At 72.8% G+C, this 17,659-nt stretch carries 13 protein-coding genes; 2 read left to right on the top strand and 11 right to left on the bottom strand.

All coding sequences use genetic code 11. The features are described 5' to 3' along the window. Positions 1–10 precede the first annotated feature (10 nt). From ACIBK4_RS22795 to ACIBK4_RS22845, 11 genes are all read right to left on the bottom strand, one after another. A complete protein-coding gene (locus tag ACIBK4_RS22795) occupies positions 11–1,342 on the bottom strand; it encodes an NADase-type glycan-binding domain-containing protein (RefSeq protein ID WP_398996887.1) in 1,332 nt (443 codons plus the stop codon). Next, entirely contained in the window at positions 1,339–1,884 is a 546-nt protein-coding gene (locus ACIBK4_RS22800) for a phage tail protein (RefSeq protein WP_398996889.1), read from the bottom strand. The genes ACIBK4_RS22795 and ACIBK4_RS22800 overlap by 4 nt, the downstream gene beginning before the upstream one ends. Beyond that, on the bottom strand, positions 1,881–3,839 hold the full coding sequence (locus tag ACIBK4_RS22805; RefSeq protein WP_398996891.1) for a putative baseplate assembly protein: 1,959 nt from the start codon (positions 3,837–3,839) through the stop codon (positions 1,881–1,883). The genes ACIBK4_RS22800 and ACIBK4_RS22805 overlap by 4 nt, the downstream gene beginning before the upstream one ends. Before the next feature lie 6 nt (positions 3,840–3,845). After that, positions 3,846–4,253, bottom strand: a complete 408-nt coding sequence (locus ACIBK4_RS22810; RefSeq protein WP_398996893.1) for a GPW/gp25 family protein — start codon at positions 4,251–4,253, stop codon at positions 3,846–3,848. Beyond that, positions 4,253–6,112 carry a VgrG-related protein gene (locus ACIBK4_RS22815; protein ID WP_398996895.1) on the bottom strand — a complete coding sequence of 620 codons (1,860 nt, stop codon included), beginning with the start codon at positions 6,110–6,112 and terminating at the stop codon, positions 4,253–4,255. The genes ACIBK4_RS22810 and ACIBK4_RS22815 overlap by 1 nt, the downstream gene beginning before the upstream one ends. After that, the gene (locus tag ACIBK4_RS22820) at positions 6,109–6,849 is read right to left on the bottom strand and encodes a peptidase M23 (RefSeq protein WP_398996897.1); all 741 of its coding nucleotides are present in this window, start codon (positions 6,847–6,849) and stop codon (positions 6,109–6,111) included. The genes ACIBK4_RS22815 and ACIBK4_RS22820 overlap by 4 nt, the downstream gene beginning before the upstream one ends. After that, entirely contained in the window at positions 6,849–7,286 is a 438-nt protein-coding gene (locus ACIBK4_RS22825; RefSeq protein WP_398996899.1) for a phage tail protein, read from the bottom strand. Before ACIBK4_RS22825 ends, ACIBK4_RS22820 begins: the two co-directional genes overlap by 1 nt. Positions 7,287–10,942: 3,656 nt before the next feature. After that, entirely contained in the window at positions 10,943–11,095 is a 153-nt protein-coding gene (locus ACIBK4_RS22830; protein WP_398996901.1) for a DUF6760 family protein, read from the bottom strand. Further along, positions 11,092–11,568, bottom strand: coding sequence for a hypothetical protein (locus ACIBK4_RS22835; protein ID WP_398997301.1), 477 nt, complete (start codon positions 11,566–11,568; stop codon positions 11,092–11,094). The genes ACIBK4_RS22830 and ACIBK4_RS22835 overlap by 4 nt, the downstream gene beginning before the upstream one ends. Then, positions 11,568–12,011: a phage tail protein gene (locus ACIBK4_RS22840; RefSeq protein WP_352345023.1), complete on the bottom strand. Its 444-nt coding sequence runs from the start codon at positions 12,009–12,011 to the stop codon at positions 11,568–11,570. Before ACIBK4_RS22840 ends, ACIBK4_RS22835 begins: the two co-directional genes overlap by 1 nt. A 68-nt stretch (positions 12,012–12,079) precedes the next feature. Beyond that, positions 12,080–13,627, bottom strand: coding sequence for a phage tail sheath subtilisin-like domain-containing protein (locus ACIBK4_RS22845; RefSeq protein WP_398996903.1), 1,548 nt, complete (start codon positions 13,625–13,627; stop codon positions 12,080–12,082). Positions 13,628–13,912: 285 nt separating this feature from the next. Here ACIBK4_RS22845 and ACIBK4_RS22850 point away from each other — a divergent pair, with 285 nt between their 5' ends. Then, positions 13,913–15,370 (top strand): RICIN domain-containing protein, encoded by a 1,458-nt coding sequence (locus ACIBK4_RS22850; RefSeq protein ID WP_398996905.1) that lies wholly within the window; start codon positions 13,913–13,915, stop codon positions 15,368–15,370. 130 nt (positions 15,371–15,500) lie between these two features. Continuing rightward, complete coding sequence (locus ACIBK4_RS22855; RefSeq protein WP_398996907.1) at positions 15,501–17,642, top strand: DUF4157 domain-containing protein; 2,142 nt, start codon at positions 15,501–15,503, stop codon at positions 17,640–17,642. The last annotated feature ends 17 nt before the right edge of the window (positions 17,643–17,659 follow it).

The following is a 17,659-nucleotide window of genomic DNA, read 5'->3' on the forward strand; positions in this document are numbered from 1 at the left end:
GCGGGGTTGTTCAGCTCGCCGCGCGGCCCAGCAGTTCCACCTCGGCGATCGCCACCTGCTTGTTCGAGGCCGTGCCGTACGCGCTGCGCAGGATCATGTCGACCTGTACGGCGTCGTGCATCGAGGCGTCGACGAGCTGGGGACCGCCGTCGGCGAGTTGGTAGTGCGTCAGCGAGGTGCGGCCCGAGGAGTCGGTGATGAGCAGATCGAAGCGCTGGGGGCGGGCCTCGGCACCGAGGTCCGCGGAGCGTGTCGACACACCGGGCGTGATGATCATCTTCTTCAGGTCGACCGGTCGGCTGTAGTTCGCCTGGAGGTACTGGCCCGCGGAGTCGCCGGAGAAGCCGGGCCCCCACCAGGTGTTGCTGACCCCGTCGAACGCGGACCGCGCGGGGTGCGCTGCGTCGGAGTTGGACGCGCTCACCGCGGCGGGCGGGAGCGGGGCGGGGTCGGTGAAGTGGTCGCGTATCGCGCCGACCGCGGCGGGGGTCAGCAACGCCGCACCCACCAGCGCGGCCACGACCCCGACGGCGATCAGCACCCGGGCCCGGGACACGCGGGGCCGCCAGCCCGCGAATCGTTCGCCCCGCCGACGGCCCACCGTGGTCGTCCGCTGTCCGCCCCGGTCCAGCGGAGCGCCGTCGTTCCGGCAGAACGTACGGTCCGGACGGTTCTGCACCCCGCAACGCCAGCAGGTGATGCCGCTCTCCTCCTCCGGCGTCGCCGCGCGCACGCTCGGCCGCTCGGGCTCGGGACGGCCGGGCAGTACGGGGGCCACGTCCGGGGCAGGGGCCCCCGCCTCGGGCACCGGTACGAGGAGTGCCCTGGCCCGGGTCTCGCCGCCCGGCCCCGACCGGGGCTCGGCCGCGCCGCGTGGCGTCCCGTCCCCGCTCGCCGGCCGGGTGGGCTCCGGCTCACCGGGAGACGCGGAAACCGCCGCTCCGGACGTCGTCGCCTCCGGCGTCGGGACCGATACCGCTCCCGCGCCGGACGTCCCGCCGTCGGGACGCCGTACCGAACCACCCGCCGGCGGACGCTCGGTGCCACCGGTGCGTTCCGCGCGCGAAGCGAAGGTTGTCGGCAAGGTCCCGTCCGACTCGGGCCGTTGCCGACCCGGCCGCTCCTCCCCGGACACGGACACGGGCCCGGACGCGGAGGCGGACACGGGCCCCGATCCGCCCGACGTGGAACCCGAAACGGCGGACTCCGGCACGGCGGCCGGAGCCTGCGCCGCGTCCCAGTCCACCAGCGTCCCGCACACCTCGCAGAACGACTCCCCGCTCCCGGGGCCCGGGGTTCCGCACACCGGGCACAGCCCGTCGGCCGTAGGCTTCTCGCTCATCTCTTCTCAGTCCTCTCAGCCAACACCTCGACGGTGAAGGGCAGATGTGCTGGTCGGGCCGCGGCGACCAGGTTCTCCAGGCGCCGGGCGTCGAAGGTCGTGGGGTCGGGGACCCGTACGACGACCCGCAGCCCCGGCCGCGGGTCGCCCGGGAACGGACCGCGTGGCCGGGCCGACCAGGCCGCGCCGCCGCTCTCCGTGATCTCGGCGATGACGCCGAAGGCGAGGCGGATCGCGGTCGCGAGCCCGTACGCCGTGCCGCGCCGACGGTGCAGCGCCATCGCCATCCCGACGGCCTCGCGCCGGACGGACTCCGCTGCCAGACCGTCCAGTTCGGCTCCGACCCAGCTCCCGATCCAGTCCAGGAAGTGGACGGGCGCCAGCCCTGGGCGGAAGTACGCGTCCAGACAGTCCAGCGTGTTCAGCACCGGGGCCTGCATCGTGTCCAGCCCGTCCGCGAACGCCCCGGCGAAGGCGTCCTCGGCGTACACGCCCGGCAGTTGGTCCCGCAGCGGGCGGGGCGAGACGACAGGAGTGTTCATCGCTCCCCCACCACTCGGACACGGTGGTCGTACGGGAACAGCAGGGCGGACGCGGTCAGTTCGACGCGGTCGGTCGGCTCGCCGCGGCGGCCCGTCAGCGGGTCGACGGAGCACAGCTCCACCTCGTCGACCAGCTCCACGCCCGGTACGCGCTGGAGCGCGGCGAAGATCTCCCCCGAGCGGAGCGGGCGGCCGAACGGCCATCCCCCACCGTCCGCTCCGCCGCTCAGTGGATCCAGGTAGGCGTACAGGGAGTCGAGCGCGGCGGCCCGTACCTCCTGTGCGGAGACGCTCCGATAGGCGTGCAGGGTCGCCGTGACCGAGACGCCCTGGTAGTAGGGCGGGCCGACGGCCAGCCGGGTGCCCAGCGGACGGCGTTCGTCGAGATGGCGGGTCACCCGCGCCAACAGCTCGTCCTCGGGGACGAGTTGCTCGAACCGGAGCCGGCCGCCGGGGTCGGGCACGGCCCGGGGCACGACGAGGACGCGGACGGCTCCCTCCCCGTCCCGGTCCGACTCGGCGCCCAGACACACGATCCGTGCGGTCTCGGGCGCGGCCTGCCGGGCCAGTTCCTCGTAGTCCCGGGCGGTGACGGCCCGCTCCTGGGCCCGCAGCGCGATCGGCGCGCGGACCTTGGCCTCCTCGACGGTCTCTCCGTCGACCCCGCCGCGGGCGGCCTCCCGGTTCTCGACCCGGGCGATGTACGGGATGGAGCTGCGCAGCACCCGCAAGCCGCGACGCGAGACATTGCCGCCGCGACCGCCCCCGGCCCGGTAGCGCGCCGCGCGGACCACCGCGCCCTTGGCGGGCACGGCTCCGAACTGCCGCAGGGTGCCGTCCGGTTGCCGCACGGACGGGCCGAAGGCGATCTCACCCGTCGTCGCGTCGACCGTCAGATGCCGGTCGGCCGGTCCCGAGGCCGCGAAGTCGGGGACGATCCGCCAGGCCCGCCAGCCGTCGTCGCCCTCCGCCACCTCGACCTCCAGCGGCGGATCGTCCGCGACGATCGGCGCCTGCCCGAGCCGCATCCGCTGCCCGGACGCGCCGGAGGACTCGCCGAGCCGTTCGTCGCGGATCTCGACCGCGTGCACGGCGCGGACGGTGCCGCCGATGGTGTAGGCGGCGGCGGACCGGATGGTGGGGGTGGCGGAGTAGAAGGGCTGGTTGTCGGCGGGCTTCAGGACCCGGCAGCGCAGCCAGCCCGCCTCGTGCTGACCGAGTGGGGAGAGCGTGTGCCCGCCCGGCACGTGCAGGATCACCTCGCCGGCCCGGTTGAGGCCGCCCGTGGTGTCCTCGTCCACCTCGCACGCCTCCCAGCCCGACGCCGTCCGCGCCTCCCAGGCGAGCGGCGGCTGGCGGGGGTCCACTCCGACGCCGTCGACCCGGCTGTCCAGGGCCAGCACCACCGCGCAGTCGGGGACGGCCTCGGACAGGCCGAAGAGAAGGACGTCCCCGGGCTGCGGTTTCGCGGCGAAGGCGGGCACGTCGGTCGCTCCGAGGACGGCGCTCGTACGGTCCTGGGGGCTGCCCTTGTTCTCCTGGCGCAACACGCGCCGGAGCGAGCACGACGGCACGGCCAGGTCACGTTCGGTGGTGAAGACGACGGCTTCCTGCGTCTCGGTGCGCTGGGTGGACACCTCGGTCCCGGCGGGCAGCAGGACGGGCTCCGGCTGTGCGGCCGACAGCCAGAAGGTGACGTCCGCGCGGGCCGCCGACGGCGGGAAGAGCGTCACCCCCAACAGGTCCAGGAAGGACAGGTAGTTCTTGTCCGGGACCCGGTTGAGCCGGTAGACGAGCTGGTCGGTCATGTAGGCGACGGCCTCGACGAGGGTGATCCCGGGGTCGGAGACGTTGTGGTCGGTCCACTCCGGGGCGCGTCGCTGGATGTAGCGCTTCGCGTCGTCGACGAACTGCTGGAAGTGCCGGTCGTCGAGGTTGGGGGCGGGCAGGGCCATGGGGGGTCACACATCGCCTTCGCTGGACGGGATGACGTAGAAGGGGAAGACCAGGCTGCGTGGGTTGCTGGTGCCTCCGATCGCGTAACGGACGTCGATCAGCAGCACCGCCGGGTCGTCCGGGGAGGCGGTGACGGCCACCTCGGCCACCTCGATCCGGGGTTCCCAGCGCTCCAGGCTGGTCCGCACCTCGTAGCCGATGCGGCCGGCGGTCGCCTCGTTGACCGGCGCGAACACCAAGTCGTGGACGGCGCAGCCGAATTCGGGACGCATGGGCCGCTCTCCGGGCGCGGTGGCGAGCACGAGCCGGATGGACTCCTCGATCTCGCGCTCGCGGCGGACCAGGGCGATCCCGCCGGAGGCGTCGGTGTGCAGCGGGAACGCCCAGCCCGCGCCGATGAACTGCTCGCCCATCAGAACGGCACCCCGTTGGCCAGGGTGAGACCGGACAGCGTCACGGTCGCCGCGGTGACGGAGGCGTTGGCGGCCGAGGTCAGTGCCACCGGCCCGACCGCCTTGATGCTGGCGGTGCCGACCGCGTCGAGGCTCACCGCGCCGCCCGCGGCGACTTCGACCTTGCCGCCGGCCTTGAGGTTCAGCGCGGCCCCGGCCGTGATGTTCACGGCCCGCCCCGCGGTGAGGTTCAGGTCGCCGCCCGCCTTCACCTCGACGCCGCGTACCCCCTGGATGGTGACGCTGCCGTCGCTGCGGACGGTCACGGTCGTACGGTTCTGGTCGAGGTGCACGGTGAGCGCTCCGTCGCCGGTCCGCAGCCGTACCCCCCGCGCCCTGCGCCCGTCGTCGAGCAGTTCCACGGCCTGGCCGCCGCGCGAGGCCAGGCTCCGCCAGTTGACCGTGCCGCTGGTGGCGTCCACGGGCGGGCTGCCCTCCTTGATGCGGGGCAGCTTGTCGACACCGTTGTAGAGACCGGCCAGGACGTACGGGTGCTCCAGCGAGCCCCGGTCGAAGGCGGCCAGCACCTCGTCGTTGACCTCGGGCAGGATCAGCCCGCCGCCGCGCACCCCGCCGAACTGCGCCACCCGGCACCAGTCGCTCTCGTAGCTGTCGGACAGCCAGGGGAACCGCAGTTTGACCCGGCCCATCTTCAGCGGGTCCTTGATGTTGCTGACGACGGCGACGACGACACCGGGCAGCGCGGGCGCTTCCCGGGGACCGGCCGCCAGCCCGTACAGCGAGCGGAACTGACGTCCGCTGACCTGCACCCACGTCGTGTACCGCTGCCGTGACGCGAAGACGTGCCGTACGCCGGTGACCGTGTACTTGCCCTCGAACGGCGAGCCCGCGCCGTTGAGCGCAACCGGTACACCGGGTCGCAGTTCGGGATTGCCGTCGACGGCGATCTCCAGCTCGGCGAAGGAGCCCGTCACGTCGTCGGCGAGCGCCTCGGCGGCGTGCCGCACCTGGGCCTGGGTGGTGTGCGGGACCGCCGTGGCGGTCAGCGAGGCGGCGCCGAACGGGGCGGCGACCTCGGCGGGTGTGGTCCCGGTCAGGATCTCCGTGCTCGCGGTGGCGCGCGCGTCGGCGGTCAGCGGCCGTTTGGTCTGTACGTCCCAGCCGCGCACCGAGACCGAGGGGACCTGTCCCGCGGCGGTGACGGACACCCGGCTGTCGCCGGCGTTGACACCGAACTCCAGGACGTAGGGGCTCTGCGCGGCCGGGGTGGTGTCGGCGGGAGCGCCGGAGGCCGTGCGCAGGGCGGTGAACTGGAGGAGGCCCTCCTCGTCGAAGTACAGCCGGACGTCGTTCTCGCGGGCCAGGCGGGCCAGGAAGTCCCAGTCGGTGAGGTTCGGTTGGGTGGCCAGCTCGTAGACGGTCGGAGTCGCGTCGATCGTCCCGGCCCTGAGCCCGTTCTCGGTGGCGAGCCGGCGCACGATGTCGGCGGCCGTCATGTTCGGGTACCCGGCGACCCGGCGGTTGCGCAGCAGCCGGTGGCCGGGGTCGTAGCCGCGGACGATCAGCGACTTGCCCGTCCCGTCGACATCGGCCTCCAGCGCGGTGACCTCGCCGGTGAGCAGCGGACGGCCCTGGGTGCCGTCCGTGTACGGGATCAGCTCCGCCTTCGCACCGACGACGAGTGCCGGGAAGGTGCTCAGCAGATCGCGGGCCGGGTCGCTGAACACGAGCCGGAAGGCGGCCGGCACGTTCACGCTCGCGTCGATCCAGGCCGAGACGAGCCGTCCGGCCACCGCGTCGGGCAGTGGGACCCCCTGGACCCGCACTTTGAGCACAGTCGTGTAGGACTTCGTCGTCACGGTGTTCCCTCTGGTTCTCGTCCTCGTCGTACGTCGTCGGCGGACGGCAGCAGGAGTTCACTGCCGGGCCGCAGCCGCATGGGGTCGTCGATGTCGTTCGCCACGGCGATGACACGCCAGCGGGTGGCGTTGCCGTACTCCCGCCAGGCCAGGGCGGGCAGCGTGTCGCCCACGACCACCTGGTGGACCCGCCGCGCGCTCAGCGCACCGGACGTGGGGTTCTGGCCCTTGACCGGTGTCGGGATCTCCTTGAGCGACAGTCGGCACGTGGCCCGCAGTGGCTCCCCGGTGGGGCTGAACAGCGAGTAGGCGGCGCTGACGCTCTCCACGTACGCGGTGAACTGGACGGTGCTGAAGCCGCCCCACGAGAAACGGACCCACGGCGGGGACGGCCGGTTGGTCGGCAGGCTCTGCGGATCCACCTCGCAGCAGGACAGCAACTGCTCGACCTTCTTGCGGACTTGGGGGCTGGTGGGGCCGGCGGAGGCGTCGAGGAAGACCTCGACGGACAGCGAGGCCGGGTCGGCCCCGGAGAACTCCTGCTGCGCCCCGCGGTCGAAGCCGACGGCCCGCTGCGCGTACCAGGAGGCCGAGCGCGACAGCTCCAACTGGCCTGGATTGAACTGGAACTCGACCTCGCCGATCCGCCCGCCCATGGTGCGGCTCGCCCCGCTCGGCGGATGGTGGATGGCCAACCGCGCCCGTACGAGGCTGCTGTTGGCACTCGCGGGGGCCATCAGGTGCCCCTGGCATCGGTGAAGCCGTGGTGGGCGATCTCCAGCGTCTCGGTGGCGACGCCGGGGTTGGCCGGGTCCATGCTCGGCCCCTGCCACCGCACGGGCAGCACCTCGATGAGTCCCCACTGCGCGACAACCGATCCGTCCGCGCGCAACGCGGCGATCTGGCCGGTCGGCCGGGTGATCCCGGTCGCGATGGACGAGATCCACGCGGCGGCCTTCCCCGTGTCCGGGGTCAGCGGCCGGGTGAGCCGGATGGTGGAGTACGTCACCCGCGTCGGCAACTGCCACACGAACCCGTTGTTGCCCCCTTCTTCCCGCTGCTCCACCTGCACCTCGGAGGCGAGCCCCTCGCAGCTGTTGAAGAGACCGAGGTCCAGACCGTCGATGGAGAGTCGGAAGAAAACGGTGGAGGCGGGATCTAGAGCGGTTGGCATGGGTCCGGTCCTCGGGGGTCGTTGCGATGCGTCGTCGGCGGGGGCAGGGGTGGTCAGAGGGCGTCGCGGAGAAGGCCCAGGCGCTCACGATCGCTGCGGAGTTCGGAACGCAGGAGGCGCGAGAGGGGTCCTAGGAGGGAGTGCGCGAGAGAGTCGAGGGCTTCGGGAGACAGGCCGTCGAGGGCGGGGGCGGCCGACGCGGAAGCCCGGGGGGCGTGTGGCGCGGGGGGTGCGGGGGTCTGGCGTTGCACGGGAGGTGCCGGGGTTGGTGGGCGTGTAGGCGGTGTCTGGGCACGATGGTTCGCAGGTGCGTTCGTCCGCCCGGGCTGGCTGGTCCCCGGTGTGGACGGGCCGGTCGTAGGCGTGGCGGCGCGAGTGTCGTGGGCCCGCTGGACCGTGGGTGCGTTCACGAACCCGGGCTGGGTGATCCCCGGCGTGGACGGGCCGGTCGCAGGCGTGAAAGCCCGGGTGCCGAGGGCACGATGGTCGGCGGTCGGGGCGGATCGGGTGGTTGCGGCGCGGAAGGCCGGGGCGGCCGGTGCCGGAATCACCGACCGGTCCGCCCGGCGTGCGAGGGGTACCAGGGGCGGCCTGGGGACCCGGACGGCGCTTCGTGGGGCGGCCGTCAGGCGGTGCGTCCGCTGGAGCGGCGGGCGGCCCGGTCCTGGCACGAGTGCGTACGGCGACGCCGTCGCGCCGGTGGCCGGTGCCGGGCCGGAAGGGGCTCCGGCAGGGCTGAAGGGAGCCCCTGAGGTTGCCCCGTCGGCTTTCGTCAGCGGTGTGCCGCCGGAGCCGTACGCCTTCTCGTTCGGCTCCGGCGCTGCGGTGAGAAGCCCTGGGGAGGATGGAGACGGCTCGCTGTCGGACAACGGGCGGCGCCGGACGGCGGGCATGGTGCGCGTCGCCTGCGGGGTCGCTGCCTCCGGGCCGTCGGCGGTGGTCCGGGGAAGGGGAACTGCGGCCTGGGCTGTCCCGCCCTGCTGGGCGGCCTGGTTCGCGGACGGCCCGGTCGTCGGCCGCCGCTGGACGGACGGCGCGGCACCGGCTACGGGAGTGGCGCGGGAGGTGACCGATGATGCGGCCGATGCGGCAGGCTCCGTCACACGGTAAGCGCCGACGGGTTCGATGCCGGAGTCTTCAGGCTCCTCCGAGGAGCGTGCGGAACCATTGCGCGCCGCCGGAACCGCGAACAGCCGTGCGGGCGCGGGAGTTTGAGTATGCGACGTGCTTTCCGGTGAGCGTTGCACCGCCGGGGACAGGATCGTCGTCATGCGGGTGGCCGCCAAGGGGCGGATGGTTCGTGGGGAGCGCGGGCCGGGCGAGGACAGTGTCACGCTCGGCACGGTGGGACCGGCCGCCGCTCGGGGAGTGGGCATGTCGGCGGGCACGGCAGGTGGTCTCGTCGTGGTGGACCCGGTCGGGGCGGTGGACGGCGCGGGCGCGACGGGTGTCGTGGGCGGGGCAGAAGCAGTGCGAGCGGATGCCCCGGAACGGGCGGGAGACGCAGGCGTGTTGGGACTCATGACGTCAGGTAGATCGGTCGGCTCGGCGAGTGCGCGGGCCACGGTCGGCGTGGCGGCATGGGTGGGTGCTGGGGTACGCGCAGCGTCGGAGAGCGTGGCCTCGGTGCCGGGACCGCGGGGCCGGGTGAGGCCGGCGGGCGGCGTAGGCGTGGCGGAGCCGGCGAGCGGCGCAGGCGTGGCGGGCCCAGCGGACGCCGTGGATGCGACAAGCCCGCCAGACACCTCAGCCGTGACCGGCTCAGCCACCACCGTAGGTGTGACGGACCGGGCGATCACCACACCCGTGACGGTCCCAGCGGACGCCGTGGACGTGACACTCCCGGCTGACGCTGTAGCCATGACGGACCCGGTCGGCGTCGTTGACGTGACGGGCGCCGTGGGCGTGGCCGCGGAAACCCTGTTCCCGTTGGCGGCGGCGAAGCCCGGCTGAGGGGTACTGCGACCTCCGTCGTGCGCGGACGGCCCAGCCGTAGCCGTGGCGTCGGCCCATCGCTGAACGGTCGCGGGCACACGGCCGACGCCCGGTCGTCGCGCGGAACGCGCGGGCTCTGTCTCGGGCTCGGGCTCGGCGGAGAGCTGTGCAGCGAGAGCGGAGGTCCGTGACGCTTCCTTCGGCGTCCCCGGCTCCGAGGTGCCCGCACGCACGGGCGGCGGGACAGTGGGCCGACGCGGCGGACCAGGGGGTGGGCCCGCCGCGCCGAGTTCGGAGGATGCGGACCTGGTCAGCCGATCCGCATCGAGGGTGGGAACAGGGATGCCGCTCCCACCCGAGGAGATCGGATCGTCGCCGGAGTTCGCCGCTTCGCGGGCCGAGGATGGAACAGCGGTCGTACGAGCCGTACTTGGCGCGGCTGACCGCGACACGGTGACCGCGGGAGCGGATGACGGTGTCGGCCGCAGGGGTGCGCCCAGCCCGGTACGGCGGGAGATGGGAGGAGCGTCTCCCGACTGGCCGTGGCCCTGGTCCTGGGCCGTCGTGGCAGGGTCAGGCAGTGCGGGGACCGCGCCGGATTCCGCTGCTGCCGAGGTCAGCGGTACGCCGAGTCCGGCTCGGGGTCGAGCGGTTCCGGTCGCGCTGAGCGCCCCGTCGGCGGACCCTGGAGCCGACGGTCCGTCAGCGGCACGTACCGAAGTCTTAGGTCCCGAAGTCGCAGGCCCGCCCGGCGCAGGGCGTTGTGTGGCGATGCCGGACTCTCGGGGGGCGGCCGAGCGGATCCCGGTTCTGCCGCCTGGTTCGGTCGGAGCCTCCATGGACCCCGGCCGCACCGCCCGCTGAACCGTTGCCGAGCGCCCTGCCCCTTCAACGGCCGTGCGCCCCAAGGCACTTGGCCCAACGGCGTGCGGTGCCGTCGCAGCTTCAGGGGATCGGGTCAAGGTTGATGCCACACCGTCCCGGCGGGAGTCCGCCGGGCTCCCGCCCGTGGTCACCAACCGCCGGAGCGGGGTGGTCGACGGCGCCGAGAGCAACCGCGGTCGCGCGGACCGCGAGAAGGTGGTTCGCACTGCACGCTGGGCCGATGGCCCTCGGGAGCCGGATGCCCCGCCGGGGGTACCGGGCGAACCCGAGGTGCCGGACTGCTCGGAGCGCCCGGAGTCGGGAGCCGAGAGACCACCCGTCTCGTTGGACGGATCGTTGAAGGGATCGTTGTACGGAACGAACGATCCGGCCGGTGTCGCAGGGGCGGAACCGCCAACAGGTCCTCCTCCGACCGCGTGCCGCATCCCACCCGATCCGCCCGTCCTCATCGGCTCGGGCGCACGCCGAACCACCGTTCGCGTCGCCACCGCGGCTCGATCCCCGGTACCCCACCCGTGGGCCGAGCCGCCGCCGGTGCCAGTGCCGGTTCCGCGCCCTGCGTCATCCAGGACCCGTATTCCGCCGCCGGCGGCCACGATGCCTCCGGTGAACGCCGGATTCCCGTGGGTGGCCAGCCTGCTGGCGAAGTCCGGCGTCATCACGGGGGACAGCGCCCCGAGCACCCGCTGGACCGGAGCCGTCGACCGCCATTCCGCGCCGGAGGAACGGGACGGACCCGGCTCACCCGATGACGTGCGCGGCACGTTCGGGTCGGGATCCGGCGCGGTGCCCCGCATCCACCCCCGGACCCCGGCCAGGAATCCCGCCATGTCGGTTCACCTCTCCTCGTGGTTCAGCAGTGCCGCGGTCCGCTCGACGTATCTCCTGCGGTCCGCGTGTTCCAGATCCAGCAACTCCCCCAGCCCCCAGCCGAGATGGAAGCCGAGGTACGCGACCTCCTCGTGCAGGCGGTCGGTCGCGTACGTCACGATTCCCCCAGGCGGCTCCCGGCCAGTTCCACTTCGAACGGCTCCGAGCAGTGCGGGCAGGACACCGCCGCCCGGGTGTGGCCCTCCGCGTTGATCTGCCGGTAGAAGTCCTGGAGGAACGCGAGGTCGGAGGCGAACATGTTCTCCACCACCCCGTCGTGCACCGAGGGAAGCGTGCCGAGGCGGGTGATGACGCGGCCCAGCAGGACCACCGACAGATAGGCGGGGTTCTCCTGGACACGCATGTCCCGCAGGGGGACGAGTTCGTCCCTGGCGGTGGACAGCCGCATCGTGCCGGAGCGGTGGACCGTCCCCGACTCGTCGACGTAGCCGCGCGGCAGTTCGAAGGAGAACTCCGTCCGCAGCTCCGCGGCGGTAGAGGTGGGAGGCGCGGGCGACCGGGGAGGCGGCGGGTCGGCGGCGGGTGGCTCCGCCGTGGCAACGCCCCCCGCCCGCACGGCCGTTCGCCTGATCACTCGATGACCAGCTCTTCGAAGACGATGGTCACCTGCTCGGTCAGCGCGGAGGTGTCCCCGGCCTTGACCCCGCTGGTCTCCACCTTGCTGCACCAGGCGTTGCGCATGTTGTAGCGCTTCACCGGGCTGTTCTGGTAGTCCATCATCATGATCGTCGCGTTCTTGCGCGCGGCGCCCATGTTGCCCGCGATGGAGTCGTTGATCCACGACGTGAACGCCGCCGACTCGGTCATCCCGCGGGTGACCGTGCACTCGCCGGCCTTCTTGACGCCGGGCATCTTCTTCGTGACGGGCTTGCCGTCCGCCGAGACCTGCTGGTACTCGATGACGTCCTGCTCGACGGAGAGGCCGCTGACCTCCTGGAGGTACTCGACCATGACGCCGTCGATCTGCAGGCCGAAGTTGTGTGAGGTGAGGGCGTCACCGGGCTGAAGGGACATGCGTGTTCGCTTCTCTTTCCGAAGTAGGGGGATCGGGGAAACCGGTCAGGGGGCGGTGATCCCCGGGGTCACTCGGCCAACTCGCCCGTGCCGTCCGAGAACTGGGCCAGCCGGAACACCACGAACTCGGCGGGCTTGACCGGCGCGATGCCGACCTCGCACACCACCCGCCCGACGTCCACCGACTCCGGCGGGTTCGTCTCCGCGTCGCACTTGACGTAGAACGCCTCTTCGGGTCGGGAGCCGAACAGTGCCCCGGCCCGCCACTCGTTGACGAGGAAGGCCGATACGTTGCGGCGGATACGGGCCCACAGCGCCTCGTCGTTGGGCTCGAAGACCACCCACTGGGTGCCCGCGAGGATCGACTCCTCCAGGTAGTTGAAGTAGCGGCGTACGTTCAGGTAGCGCCAGGCCGGGTCGGAGGCGACCGTACGGGCGCCCCACACGCGGATGCCGCGGCCGGGGAAGGCACGGATGCAGTTGACGCCGATCGGGTTGAGCAGGTCCTGCTCGCCGCGGGTGATCTGCAGCTCCAGGTCCACCGCGCCGCGTACGACCTCGTTCGCGGGCGCCTTGTGCACCCCGCGTTCGGAGTCGTTGCGGGACCAGATGCCCGCCATGTGACCGCTCGGCGGGACCAGGCGCTGCCGGCCGCCGGACGGGTCGAAGACCTTGATCCAGGGGTAGTAGAGGGCGGCGTGTGCGGAGTCGTAGCCGGCCGTGTCCTGGCGCCAGTCGCGGATCTGCTGGGCGTTCATGCCCGGGGGCGGGTCCAGGATCGCCATCCGGTCGCCCATCAGCTCGCAGTGCGCGATCATCCCCAGCTGGACCGCCTTGACGGCATCCAGGTCGATGGCTCCGCGCTCGTAGGCGGCCATCAGGTCGGGGACGGCGACCATGGTGATCGCGTCCAGCGCCTCAAGGCCGCCAAAACCGGTCCGGTCGGCGGGGTCGCCGAGGAACTGGCCGCTGGTGAGGGCCTCCGGTGCCGTGGCCGATACGGGCGCGGCCACGGCGGCCAGTCGCACCGTCCCGTTCGCGGGCCGCGCCAACTGACCGGCGGGCGCGGCCTCTTCGACGGCGATCAGCTTGGAGCGCTGCTTGACCTGGGTGACGACGTAGTTGCGGTTGCTCTTCTTCGCCGAGACGTCGAAGGTCTCCAGCACCTTGTCGCCGTCCTTGACGGTGAGCGTGAACCGGTCGTCGGGTCCCTCGCCGGAGGTGTCGGAGACCTCGACCACGGGTGCGTTCCCGAGGCTCGCTCCGTCCAGCGCCGAGACCTGGAAGGTGCCGAGGGCGGCCTCCCGGGCCGACGCCTCGATCGCCGGGCGGCTGCCGGGGCCGGTCCCGGACGCGCCGCCGACCCGTACGACGTACGCGGCCGTACCGCCGTTGTTGAAGTAGCCGTAGACCGCGTGGGCCAGCAGGAGGCCCTCGGTGAAGTCGCCGAAGGCGGCGGTGTACTGGGACCAGTTGGTCACCAGCATCGGCTCGTTCAGCGGTCCGATCGGAGCCAGGCCCACGAAGGCGGCCACCGAGGTGCCCGCCCCCTCGATGGGGCGGGATCCACTGGCCACCTCCTCGACGTAGACGCCGGGGGAGAGATAGGTGGGCATGGTGGCTTCTCCTCGTATGACACTCGTACGACAGCTGGGTGATTGCGTGGGTCCAGGCTGGCGTGGGCGGGCCCGGCGGGAAACGGCCACCCGACAGGCTCTTGGGGCCGACCGCGATGGCCGTACGGCCAGTGCCGCACGGGACATCGGAGCGGACCTGGCCCGTAGGACGCCCGGGGGCCGCGACCGGCGGGCCGACCGGTGGCCGTACGGCCTCTCGCACGGCCACCCAACCCTGCCCGGCCGCTTCTGACGTGCGCACAGGCCGCTTTCTACGGTGGCCGCGTGACCACCTTCGCCTTGCTCGAACCCGCCTCAGCCGCAGTCGATCCCGGATCGAGCGCGACCGCGACCCTGCGGCTGCGCAACGACGGCGACACCGTCGAGGAGTACCGGCTCTCCGTCGTCGGCGACCCCGCCGAGTGGACCCGGGTCGCCCCCGACACCCTGCGGCTCTACCCCGGCGACGAGGGCTCGGCGGAGGTGCTGTTCACCCCGCCGCGCTCGGCGGGCACGACGGCCGGCACGGTCCGGTTCGGGGTCCTCGTGCATCCGCGCGAGAACCCGGAGCTGTCGAACGTGGCCGAAGGCGTCCTCACCGTCTCGGCGTTCGGTGAGATGCGGGCCGAGCTGCTGCCCGTCACCGTGCGCGGACGGCTGTCCGGGCGCCCCCGGGTGGCCGTCGACAACCTCGGCAACTCGGCGCTGTCGACCGGCATTTCGGGGAAGGACGACGAGGACGTGCTGACGTTCCGGCCCGTCCCCGAGTTGGTGCGGGTCGCGCAGGGGCGGACCCGGCTGGCCCGGGTCCGTATCCGGCCGAGCGGGGTGAAGCTGTTCGGCCGACCGGAGCGGTATCCGTTCGCGCTGACCGTGACACCCACGGCGGAGGGGAGCACCCCCGCCGAGCCCACCGCGTTCCCGGGCGCTTCCGGGGCGGTCCCGCCCGCCCAACTGCGCGGCACCTTCATACGGGTGGCGCTGTTCCCGAAGTGGCTGCTCGTGCTGCTGGGGCTGCTGCTGGCTGCGGCGGGGGTGTTCGCCGCGCTCTGGTTCATTCCGCGGCCGTCGCTCGTCTCGAACGCGGTGGTCCGGCAGCAGTCGGCCGCCGCACCGGCCACCGCCGCGCTGCCGGCCGCACCGGCCTCCCAGGCGCCACCGCCCGCGCCGAGCCCGTCGGCCGCCGCTACCTCGTCCTCACCCGCACCCTCCCCGTCGGCCTCGCAGTCCGAGAAACAGCAGCAGGGCAGCGACCAGGACCAGAACAGCGGGCAGCAGGCCACGGACCAGGCCGGCGACAAGGTGGTCACCATCCGCAGCGTCCAGAACGGCAAGGACCTCACCGTCCAGGACGGCGGCACCGGCGACGGCACTCCGGTGGTGGTCTCCGACTGGACGGACAAGCAGCAGGGACTGAACCAGTTCTGGGCCCAACTCCCTTTCTCCGACGGCACGGTGGCCCTCACCCCCGGCAACTCGCCGGACAGTGTGCTCGACAAGGCCGACGGTCAGCCGCAGGTACAGATCCGCACCGTCCAGGGCGGCGACGCGGCCGTACGCCAGGGCCAGGTACCCGCGCTCCAGCGCTGGCGGCTGCAGCCGGTGTCGGACGGCGTGGTGACGATCGTCAACGCGCAGACCGGCGAGTGCCTGACCAACACCGGCGACGACACCCAGGTCCAGGCCCTGGCCTGCGACGACCGCTTCGCCTCCCTCCAGCAGTGGCGGCTCGGGGACTCCTGAGAACCGCCGCCCGACAGAAAGGCGGGTCGCCGTGCGCCCCCGCGTCCAGCCCCAGCGGCCCGAGAAGGCCGAGCCCCGGCCGACGTCCCGGGTTCCCGATTCCCGTACGGAACAAGGCGGTTCACCTGGTGTGCTCTCCCCCGCGCAGGTAGCGGAGCTGCAACGGGCCGCCGGGAACGCGGCCGTCCTGCGCGCGGTCGAAGAGGCCCGGCATGTGCACGGGGCCGGGTGCGGTCACGCCTCCTCCGTCCAGCGTTCCTCCGTCCCCGAAGTGCTCCGCGCTCCCGGCCGCCCCCTGGACGCCCCGGTCCGCACCGAGATGGAGGCCCGCCTCGGCGCCGACTTCTCCGACGTACGGCTGCACACCGGCCCCACCGCCCGGCGTTCCGCGGCGGAGATCGGTGCCCGCGCCTACACCTCAGGCAGCCATGTCGTCCTCGGCGCGGGCGGCACCGACCGGCACACCCTCGCCCATGAACTGACCCATGTGATCCAGCAGCGCTCCGGCCCCGTCGCGGGCACGGACGACGGCACCGGGCTGCGGGTGTCCGACCCGTCCGACCGGTTCGAACGGGCCGCGGAGGCGGGCGCGACCCGTGCCCTGGCCGGTCCCGTTCCCGTCACCGCGAGGGAACCGGAGCGGCCCGCCACCCGGTCCTCGACGGCGTCGGCCACCGCCCACGTCCAGCGGACCCAGGGCGACGAGCAGCAGGCCGCCGACGGGCGCCGGACGCGGGTCCTGGTGGTGTCCGACGTCAGCGGGCTGGGGCTGGGCGGGGTGCCCGTGTTCAACATGGAACTGGTGAAGGGCCTCGCCCCGCAGTACGACGTGACCATGCTGACCGTCGACCCCGCTACTCCCTACGACGCGGACGCGAAGATGGCGGAGCACAGCGGCCCGGAGGGCGGCCGTCCCCGTATCGTCAACATCCCGGCGCCGAAGACCGTGGAGCCCCGCGACACGCTGGTGCCGCTGACCGAAGGCAGCGCCGACCAGCACGGCCTGCCCGCGGACCCGAACGCCTTCGACGTGATCATCGGGCATTCCCGGTTCTCCGGCCCCGGCGCGGAGGCGATCCGGCGGAAGTGGTACCCGCAGGCCCGGCTCGTGCACTTCCTGCACACCAGCCCCGTACGGCTCGATGTGATCAAGAGGAAACCGCAATCGGCCGGCGAGAAGTCCAGGGCCGAACGTAAGGTCATGCGCGACGCCGACCTCGTGGTCGGTGTCGGTCCGCTGCTCACGAAGGAGGCCGAGCGGTTGTCGCAGCAGGTCCTCCGCGTCCCGGCCGTGCACGAGTTCGTTCCCGGGACGGTGATCGGGCCAGCCGTCGGTTCGGAAGCGCGCGGCCGGCGCGGGGCGGCGCAGGGGCCGGCAGCGCTCAAGCTGCTGCTGCCGGGCCGGGCCGAGGACGAGATCAAGGGCGTCGAGGCGGCGGTCCGGGCGATCGGTATCCTCCGCAGACCGGTCGACCAGGGTGGCAGAGGCCTCGATGTGCACCTCACGGTCCGAGGCGGTCCACACCCGGAGAAGAAGCCCACGGAGTACCAGCACTGGCAGAACGTCATCCGTCGGTACGGCGAGGGCGGTGTCACCCTGCTGCCCTTCACGACCAGCGCCGAGGAGCTGGACAAGGACCGCACGGACGCCGACGCGCTGATCATGCCCTCCCTGCACGAAGGTTTCGGACTGGTCGCCACCGAGGGCGCGGGCCGTGGCATTCCCGTGCTCGTCAACGGTGAGAGCGGCGCGGCCCAGTTCCTGGAGCGCCTCGGCAAACTCGGCGTGCCCAGTGTGGTGAACGCGCCCGTCGTGATCGACGCGGGCACGGGCGGAGAGAGGGACGACAGCCGCGATGCCCGGGCCCAGAACTGGGCCGACGCCATCGAGCAGCTGGCGAACGAACTGCCCACGCGGCGCGAAACCGCCGGGAACCTGCACGAAACGCTGCGCCAGTACTCCTGGCAGCATGCCGCGCAGGCCCTGATCGCGGCCGCCCTTCAGACCGCTTCGCCAAGCAGCCGGGAGCGATTGGGGGCCGTCACACAGCAGGGAGCCGACGGAACGGTGGAGCCGGTCGGCCGGCGGACCACCTGGGAGCCCACGGAACACTGGGACGGCAGGACCCCGCTGGCGCCGACCAAGGCCGCGGCCGTCGATCCGGCCCACCAGAAGCAGCTGGCGGAGAACCTGCACCTGGAGGCAGAGATCCTGCTGGCGCGCCCCCGGCCGGCACGTCGCGGGAGTCCGGCACGTCGCGGGAGTCAGTGACCTCGGGGTCCCGGGAA

The sequence above is a fragment of the Streptomyces sp. NPDC050528 genome (assembly GCF_044457795.1).
Classification (GTDB): domain Bacteria; phylum Actinomycetota; class Actinomycetes; order Streptomycetales; family Streptomycetaceae; genus Streptomyces.

Excerpts from the sequence above, each read along its gene's own strand:
- ACIBK4_RS22795 (WP_398996887.1), bottom strand. The coding sequence starts at position 1,342 with ATGAGCGAGAAGCCTACGGCCGACGGGCTGTGCCCGGTGTGCGGAACC.
- ACIBK4_RS22800 (WP_398996889.1), bottom strand. The coding sequence starts at position 1,884 with ATGAACACTCCTGTCGTCTCGCCCCGCCCGCTGCGGGACCAACTGCCG.
- ACIBK4_RS22805 (WP_398996891.1), bottom strand. The coding sequence starts at position 3,839 with ATGGCCCTGCCCGCCCCCAACCTCGACGACCGGCACTTCCAGCAGTTC.
- ACIBK4_RS22810 (WP_398996893.1), bottom strand. The coding sequence starts at position 4,253 with ATGGGCGAGCAGTTCATCGGCGCGGGCTGGGCGTTCCCGCTGCACACC.
- ACIBK4_RS22820 (WP_398996897.1), bottom strand. The coding sequence starts at position 6,849 with ATGGCCCCCGCGAGTGCCAACAGCAGCCTCGTACGGGCGCGGTTGGCC.
- ACIBK4_RS22825 (WP_398996899.1), bottom strand. The coding sequence starts at position 7,286 with ATGCCAACCGCTCTAGATCCCGCCTCCACCGTTTTCTTCCGACTCTCC.
- ACIBK4_RS22840 (WP_352345023.1), bottom strand. The coding sequence starts at position 12,011 with ATGTCCCTTCAGCCCGGTGACGCCCTCACCTCACACAACTTCGGCCTG.
- ACIBK4_RS22845 (WP_398996903.1), bottom strand. The coding sequence starts at position 13,627 with ATGCCCACCTATCTCTCCCCCGGCGTCTACGTCGAGGAGGTGGCCAGT.